Source organism: Romboutsia faecis, from assembly GCF_014323405.1.
Classification (GTDB): Bacteria; Bacillota; Clostridia; order Peptostreptococcales; family Peptostreptococcaceae; genus Romboutsia_E; species Romboutsia_E faecis.
On sequence record NZ_JACRWE010000010.1, the window covers coordinates 52,096 to 61,294 of the forward strand.

A 9,199-nucleotide genomic window follows, 5' to 3' on the forward strand; every position below is an offset into this window, starting at 1 on the left:
TAATATGTAAATGTAATAATTTTTTAATATAATATAGTTTGAAATCTAAATTTTCATAAAAAATAGAGGAGTATAACTCCTCTTATTATATTACTACTCTTTTGTTACAAAAACTACTTTATTATTTTTAATTTTTGCTACTATAGAGCTTCCTTTCTTTACGTCACCTCTTAATATAGCTTCAGACAATTCATCTTCTAATTCTTTTTGAATTGCTCTCTTTAGAGGTCTCGCTCCATATTCTAAATCTATTCCAGATTTAGCTATCAATTTTATAGCATCTTCATCCATCTCTAATTTTATATCCATTTCTTTTAATCGTTTAACTACCTGTTCTGTCATTAAAATTACGATTTGAGATATATGCTCTTCATTTAAAGCATGGAACACTATTATATCATCAATTCTATTTAAAAACTCAGGTCTAAATTGTTTCTTCAATTCAGACATTATGCACTCTTTCATTTTTTCATATTCATCAGCTTCTTTTTCTTCATCACTTATAGTTGTAAAACCTAAAGTTTTTTCTTGTTTTATTTTAGTTGCACCTACATTTGAAGTCATTATTATAATAGTATTTTTAAAATCCACAGATCTTCCTTTAGAGTCTGTTAACCTACCTTCATCTAATATTTGTAGTAATATATTAAAAACATCAGGATGAGCCTTTTCTATTTCGTCAAATAGTACCACTGAATATGGCTGTTTTCTTACTTTTTCTGTTAACTGACCGCCATCATCATGACCTATATACCCTGGAGGAGATCCTATCATTCTTGATACTGAGTGTTTTTCCATATATTCAGACATATCTATTCTTATAATATGATTTTCATCTCCAAAATGAGCTTCTGCTAGAGCTTTACTTAATTCAGTTTTCCCTACTCCTGTTGGCCCTAAGAATAAGAATGACCCTATAGGTCTATTCGGATCTTTAAGACCTGCTCTAGATCTTCTTATTGCTTTAGAAATAGAATCAACAGCTTCATTTTGACCTACAACTCTTTCATGAAGTACTTCTTCTAAGTTTAGTAACTTTTCAGCTTCTTCTTCTACTATTTTATTTACAGGTACTCCAGTCCATAAACTTACAACCTCTGCTACTGCATCAGCATCTACCAAATCATAGTATTTAGAAGAAGATGTTCTCCATTCATTTTTAACGGTTTCTAGTTTTCTCTTTAATTTACCTTGTTCATCGCGTACTTTTGCAGCCTTTTCAAAATCCTGCCCTCTTATAGCCTCTTCTTTTTCTTTATCTATGCAATTTATTTTTTCCTCTAATTCCTTTATACTCATTGGTGGAGTATTTTCTTTAAGTCTAACCTTTGATGCTGCTTCGTCTATTAAGTCTATTGCTTTATCTGGTAAAAATCGGTCTGTTATATATCTAATTGATAGGTCTACTGCAGCAACGATTGCCTCGTCACTTATTTTCACTTTATGATGTGCTTCATATTTGTCTCTTAATCCTTCTAAAATATTTATTGTGTCATCTTTACTCGGTTCATTTACCACAATAGGTTGAAATCTTCTCTCCAATGCTGCGTCCTTTTCTACATGTTTTCTATATTCCTCTATAGTTGTTGCACCTATAATCTGAATATCACCTCTAGATAGCGTTGGCTTTAATATATTTGAAGCATCTATTGATCCTTCTCCTGTTGCTCCTGCACCTATCATAGTATGCATTTCATCTATAAATAATATTATATTTCCATTTTTGATTACTTCATCTACTACTTGCTTTACTCTTTCTTCAAACTCACCTCTATATTTTGCACCTGCTAACAATGTTCCCATATCTAAAGTATACAATAACTTATTTCTTAAATTTTCAGGTACATTACCTTGTGATATATCAATAGCTAATCCTTCTACTATAGCTGTTTTACCTACACCAGGATCTCCTATAAGAACAGGGTTATTTTTTGTCCTTCTACTTAATATTTGAATTATTCTTTGTATTTCTTTCTCTCTACCTATAACAGGGTCTAGTTTATTCTGCTTTGCAAATAAAGTTAAATTTCTTCCGTATTTATCTAATAACTTTGATGATGCAACCTCTTGGTTGCCTGTGAAACTGCTATCATTACTTACTTGTACTGTATATGACTCTATACCCATCATTTCTATTATTAATTGAACTATATCTCTTTGATTTATTCCTGAATAATTTAGTATTTTTATCCCTATACCTTCTCCTTCTTGAGCTATTGCTAATAATATATGTTCTGTTCCGATATAATTTGTTTTTAATTTGTTAGCAAATACTCCTGAAAGTTCTAGTATTTGTTTTGTTCTTGGGCTTAAGGTTACATCTTCTGATATTATTTCATTTTTACCTTCTAATTCAATTATTTTAGATTCTAAATACTCTTCTGTAACCCCCAATTTTGCAAGTACCTTTGCTGCGATACCTTCCTGTTCTTTAAGAAGGCCTAAAAGTATATGCTCACTTCCTACTACCTTATGACCTAGTCTCTTTGCTGAGTCTACCCCCAAATCTATAGCTGCTTTAGCTCTTTGAGTAAATCTATTGAAGTACATATATTTCTACCTCCTTCTATAATTAAATTTAAATATACTTATAGTATATGCAACGTATTCTATTTTTCTGTTTGTACAATAAATTAATATTATTTTAACAAATATCTATTATCTTAATTTCGACATAAATATTAAAAATAATTAAAGCTCCAGACTTGATTTCCAGAGCTTTAATCTATATTTATTGATTTGAACTTTCTATGATTTTTTTAGCTATTGCATTTGGAACTTCTTCATATTTTTCTAACTCCATCTCAAAATATCCTCTACCTTGAGTCATAGATCTTAAATCTATAGCATATTTAAATGTTTCGGCTTGTGGGGCTTCTGCATATATAATTTGTTTACCTCTAGAATCTGGCTCCATTCCTAATATCTTACCTCTTCTTTTATTTATGTCTCCCATTACATCTCCCATATATTCATCTGGGATAGTTATTTTAAGCTTCATTATTGGCTCTAGTAAAATAGGTTGTGCTTCTTCCATACCCTTTTTAAATGCTATATTAGCTGCCATTTTAAAAGCCATTTCTGAAGAATCTACATCATGGTAAGATCCATCATAAAGTGTTGCCTTAATATTAGTTACTGGAAAACCTGCTAAAACACCTTTCGTCATGGAGTCTCTTAATCCTTTTTCAACAGCAGGTATATATTGTTTAGGTACAGATCCTCCGAAAATCTCCTCTCCAAATTCAAATCCATCTGAACATCTTTCAAATTTGATTCTTACATCACCATACTGGCCATGACCTCCAGATTGTTTCTTATGCTTACCTTGAACATCTGCAAAACCTTTAATTGTCTCTCTATAAGCAACCTTTAAATCATCTAGTTCAACATCTACTCCAAATTTACTTTTTATTTTGTTTTTAACAGTATTTATATGTAACTCTCCTTGACCTCCTATAAGAGCTTGCTTTGTTTCAGAATTTCTATACCAACTTATAGTTGGATCTTCTTCGACTATCTTATTTAATGCTGCACTTATTTTTTCTTCATCCCCTTTGTTTTTAGGCAGTATAGCATAGTATATTTGAGGTTTTGGTAAACTAATACCTTCTAGTGGCGATTCATTCTTATTTACAGATAAAGTATCTCCCGTTTGCAATGAATTAATTTTTGTAAGAACTACAATATCTCCACACTCTGCTTTTTCTACTTCCTCTAATTCTCCATTTTTCACTGTATATAAATTATCTACTTTTTCTTTAATTGATTTATTTATATTATATAATTCAGTATCTTTATTTATTTCGCCTTGAGTTATTTTTAAATATGATATCTTCCCTTTAAATGGATCTACTTTAGTTTTAAATACTAATCCTTTAAATTCACTATGACTATCTTTATATTTAGGATCTAAGTATGAAGATACAGTTTCCAATATTTCTTTAGTCCCGATATTATTTATAGTAGAACCACATATTACAGGAATTATATCTCCATTTTGCATACCTATAGTTATACCTTTTTGTATTTCTGTAGAAGTTAATTCCTCTCCACTAAAATATTTGTCTAGCATTATATCATCAGTTTCAGCTATAAGTTCCATTAAAGCTTCCTTTACTGTTGACGCCTCTGTTTTAAATTCTCCGTCTAAATCATCCATATTTTCAAAAATATTATGCAATTTAACAAATTTCTTATCTTTATATATAGGTATTATCATAGGCACTACTTTATTCCCATACTTTTCCCTTAACATTGCTATTGCATCTTTGTATCGTGCTTTTTCATTATCTATCTTATTAATAAACATTATTTTAGGAATATTTTCTGTTAATTCTAATGATTTTTCTGTTCCAACTTGAATAGGTGTTGTTGCATCAATTACTATTACTGCTGCATCACTAGCTCTAAGAGATGATATAACTTCACCAGCAAAGTCAAAATAACCTGGAGTATCTAATAAGTTGAATTTATAATTATCATACTCAACTGGCATCAAGTTCATGCTGTAAGTCATATTAGTTTTATCAGTTAGATTTGGTATCTTTTTAGTTAGATTTGATGTATAGGCTATTGCTTCAATTAGATTTGTTTTACCACAACCACTGTGACCTAATATTGCTATGTTTCTTAACATGTTACTATCATAAACTTTCATATAAGCACCTACCTTTTAATTTTTATACAAAATTTTCTTCGTAAATAATTTAAAACTTTTGTATTTGCAGGTGGTGAATTTACTTAAATGATATAACATTCCCACTATACGCTTTAACTTTAGCTTAAGTAAGTCAATCTCATCTCTTTTTATGTGCTTCTCATTTTAATAAATTTTCCATTAAAATACTTACTTGGATATTTATTTACCTATAAAGTATTATTACCTCATATGATATATTTATCCTTCCTACTTAGTTATTTAACGTAAAGCTTGATAATTATTCTATTATTTCCTGAGCAATAAATATAATAAATGCTAATTAAATTCTTTTTACTATTTCTACATTATATTATACTTTTCCTTTATTTATAAATAAAAACTCTATATAAGCTTTCATTTTATCTATATAGAGTTTTTATACTCAATTACTATTCCATTACAATTAAAAGTTGAGAGTCACCAACTACATCATTTTCACTTACTTTAATTGATTTTATTTTTCCAGATACTTTAGATACTATATTAGTTTCCATTTTCATGGCCTCTATAACTATTAATGCTTCATGCTCTTGTACTTCATCACCTTCTTCAACTAATATCTTTATAACCTTACCTGGAATACTTGCTCCTATTTGTAATGGATTATCCATATCTGCTTTTACTACTTGACTTACTTTTCCAGAGAAATTATTATCTTTTATTTCTATTCTCCTAGACATTCCATTTAATTCAAATACTACTGTTCTATATCCATTTTCTTTTACATTTCCAATTCCAATTAACTTTATAGTTAATACTTTTCCATCTTCTATTTCTACATCACATTCTTCTCCCTTATTTAAACCATGGAAAAATACTTCACTATCTAACTTAGATATATCACTATATTCTTGAAAATGTCTTAGATAATCTTCATATACCCTTGGGTATAATGCATAACTTAATGCATTTCTAATATTTGATTTTATGTTAAACTTTTTATCTAAATATCTTTTCTCATTTACAAAATCAAATTTAGGTATTAATAGACCTGGTCTAACATCTATAGGAGATTCCCCTTTTAGTACTACTCTCTGTAAATCCTTAGGTATTCCACCTTCCGGCTGACCAATCATACCTTTACAGTAATCTACTACAGAATCTGGGAATGACAATTTCTCTCCCTCTTTAATTATGTTATCTTTTGTTAATTTATTCTTAGTCATAAATATTGCTAAATCTCCAACTACCTTTGATGAAGGTGTTACTTTAATTATGTCTCCAACCACTTTGTTAGCTTCTTTATAATTATCTTTTACTTCTTCAAATCTTCCAGTTAATCCTAGACTATCAGCTTGAGGTTTTAAATTAGAATATTGCCCTCCAGGTATTTCATATTCATATATTTCTGAACATGAATTAGCCATACCACTTTCAAATTTTTTATATATTTTCCTTAAATCTGCATAATAATTTCCTATTTCTCTATATCCATATAAATCTATATTTGTATCTCTCTCTGTAAATTTAAGAGATTCAACTATTGCATTTAATGATGGTTGACTTGTAAGACCTGCCATTGTTTCCAATGCACCATCTACTATATCAACTCCAGCCTGAGAAGCCATTAAACAGGTTGCAACACCATTCCCACTCGTGTCATGTGTGTGTAAATGAATAGGAGTTTTAACATTTTCTTTTAATGTCTTTATTAATATATATGCTGCCTGTGGTTTAAGTAATCCTGCCATATCTTTTATACATATTATATCTGAGCCTAAAGATTCTAATTCTTTTGCCATTTTTACATAGTATTCTAAATCATACTTACTTTTTTCTGGGTTTAATATATCCCCTGTGTAACACATACTAGCCTCTACAATTTTACCTGTATTTAAAGCCGTTTCTATTGATGGTTTCATATTTTCTACCCAGTTTAAAGAGTCAAATATCCTAAATATATCTATTCCTTGTCTAGCTGATTCTTTTAAAAATTCTTTTATAACATTATCAGGGTAATTTGTGTATCCAACACCATTAGATGCTCTAAATAGCATTTGAAACATTATATCTGGTATTTCTTTTCTTAGTTTTTGTAATCTAATCCATGGAGACTCATTTAAAAATCTATAGGCTACATCAAAAGTAGCTCCTCCCCACATTTCTAAAGAAAACAAATCTTTCATATATTCATTAGTAGGTTTAGCAACTTGTAATAAATCATATGTTCTAAATCTTGTTGCTAGCAAAGACTGATGCGCATCCCTCATCGTCGTATCTGTTAATAATAACTTTTTATCATTCTTTATTTTCTTAATATATGATTCTTTTCCTAATCTATCAAATAAATTCTTACTTCCTTCTATTTTATCTATATTATTTTTTATATTAGGCTTGTGAGGCTGTTCAAACATAGGTTTTTCTTCACATTTATTATCATTTACTACTATATTGCCTATAAATTGAAGTAGTTTTGTACCTCTGTCTCTACTTTTCTTTATTTCAAATAATTCTGGATGCTCATCAATAAATTTAGTACTACATTTGCCCTCTTTAAATAACGGATTTTTTAATACATTAATCAAGAATCCTATATTTGTCTTAACTCCCCTTATCCTTATTTCTTCTATAGATCTTATCGTCTTATTTATTGCTCCTTGAAAAGTTCTATCAAATGATATCGTTTTAACTAATAAACTATCATAATGAGGACTTATTTCAGCACCTGTAAATCCATTACCACCATCTAGCCTAATGCCAAAGCCAGATCCTGTTCTGTATACTTGAATTTTTCCTGTATCTGGCATGAAGTTATTTTCTGGATCTTCAGTAGTTATTCTCGCTTGTATTGAATAACCAATTACTTTAATATCTTCTTGAGATTTTATATTGATTCTTTCACTATCCAATCTATATCCTTGAGCTATTAGTATTTGACTTTGCACTATATCCACTCCTGTAACCATTTCTGTTACAGTGTGTTCTACCTGAACCCTAGGATTCATTTCTATAAAATAATATTCTCCATTGGAATCTACTAAAAATTCTAATGTACCTGCATTAACATAACCTACATGCTTAGCTATTTTTAATGCATCATCGCATATACTTTTTCTTAATTCTTCACTTAGCGAAAATGCAGGTGCATATTCAATTATTTTTTGATGTCTTCTTTGTACAGAGCAATCTCTTTCATGTAAATGCACGATATTTCCGTGTTTATCACCTAAAATTTGTACCTCTATATGTTTAGGATCTACTACATATTTTTCTATAAATATAACATCTGCCCCAAACGCCTTTCTTGATTCGCTGCATACAGTTTCATATTCACGTTCTAATTTACCTTCTTCATATACAACTCTCATACCTCTACCGCCACCACCGTTAGACGCTTTTAGCATGATCGGATACCCAATTTGAGCAGCTACCTCTTTTGCTTCTTTAGCACTTTCTATTGGTTTGTCTACCCCTGGTATAGTAGGTACATTTACTTCCTTTGCTATTTTTTTTGAGTTTATTTTATCTCCCATCAAGTTCATGATATCTGCACTTGGACCTATAAATATAATTCCATTCTCTTCACATTTACGAACAAATTCTGGATTTTCTGAAAGAAAACCATAGCCAGGATGTATTGCATCTACATTCTTCTTTTTAGCTAACTCTATTATTCCCTCAATATCTAAATAAGCATCTATCGGACCTTTATCTTCACCTATTAAGTAAGATTCATCCGCTTTTGTTCTAAATAAACTATATTTATCTTCTTTACTATATATCCCAACGCTTTTTATACCTAATTCTGAACATGCTCTAAATACTCTTATTGCAATTTCTCCTCTATTAGCTACTAGTATTTTTTTAAATCCTTTAAGCATAAAATCTTCCCCCTTATTCTTTTCACCTAATAATATTAAAAATTATAATCTAAATTTACTGAATTTTGAATAGGTTTAGACAAGTTCCTTAATTAATAATATAAATTAGTAAAAGTAAATAACTTTCAGTTTGTTAATTTATCAATTCTCTATATATAATTAGGTATTTATTAACTATTTCAACTCTTGCTGTTTTTAATCTACTATGATAAATCAAATAACCTTTCTCATGTTGAGATTTTATAAAAAACAAAGTATGCTATTATTTATATGATAAAAATTAAAAATATATTAAAAAAATAGAGAGAAAAATTTTTCTCTCTATTTATATTAGTAACAATATAATAAAAAAAGATTACGTAGCTACGTCTTACTCTCCCAGGAGGTTGCCCCCCAAGTACCATCAGCGCTAAAGAGCTTAACTTCTGTGTTCGGAATGGGAACAGGTGTATCCTCTTTGCTATAGTAACCACATAATCTTTCGATTAACTTATATTAAGTTATTTAGAGTTAATACTCTAAAAACTGCATATCATTTATGATTTAATCATTTAAATTTGGTCAAGTCCTCGACCTATTAGTATCGGTAAGCTACATACATTACTGCACTTCCACCTCCGACCTATCAACCAGGTAGTCTTCCTGGGGTCTTACCCTTACGGTGGGAAATCTTATC

3 protein-coding genes and 2 rRNA genes are annotated in these 9,199 nt (G+C 29.6%); all 5 read right to left on the reverse strand.

What is annotated here, in order from left to right; genetic code table 11:
- Positions 1 to 93: 93 nt before the first annotated feature.
- Positions 94 to 2,550 carry an ATP-dependent Clp protease ATP-binding subunit gene (locus tag H8923_RS15340; RefSeq protein ID WP_153973086.1) on the reverse strand — a complete coding sequence of 819 codons (2,457 nt, stop codon included), beginning with the start codon at positions 2,548 to 2,550 and terminating at the stop codon, positions 94 to 96.
- 181 nt (positions 2,551 to 2,731) lie between these two features.
- On the reverse strand, positions 2,732 to 4,660 hold the full coding sequence (locus H8923_RS15345; RefSeq protein WP_153973085.1) for an elongation factor G: 1,929 nt from the start codon (positions 4,658 to 4,660) through the stop codon (positions 2,732 to 2,734).
- Positions 4,661 to 5,091: 431 nt separating this feature from the next.
- Positions 5,092 to 8,523, reverse strand: a complete 3,432-nt coding sequence (locus tag H8923_RS15350) for a pyruvate carboxylase (RefSeq protein WP_153973084.1) — start codon at positions 8,521 to 8,523, stop codon at positions 5,092 to 5,094.
- A 357-nt stretch (positions 8,524 to 8,880) separates the two neighbouring features.
- Positions 8,881 to 8,997 (reverse strand): 5S ribosomal RNA (gene rrf / locus H8923_RS15355).
- Between the two features lie 83 nt (positions 8,998 to 9,080).
- Positions 9,081 to 9,199, reverse strand: a 23S ribosomal RNA gene (locus H8923_RS15360); the annotation flags it as partial.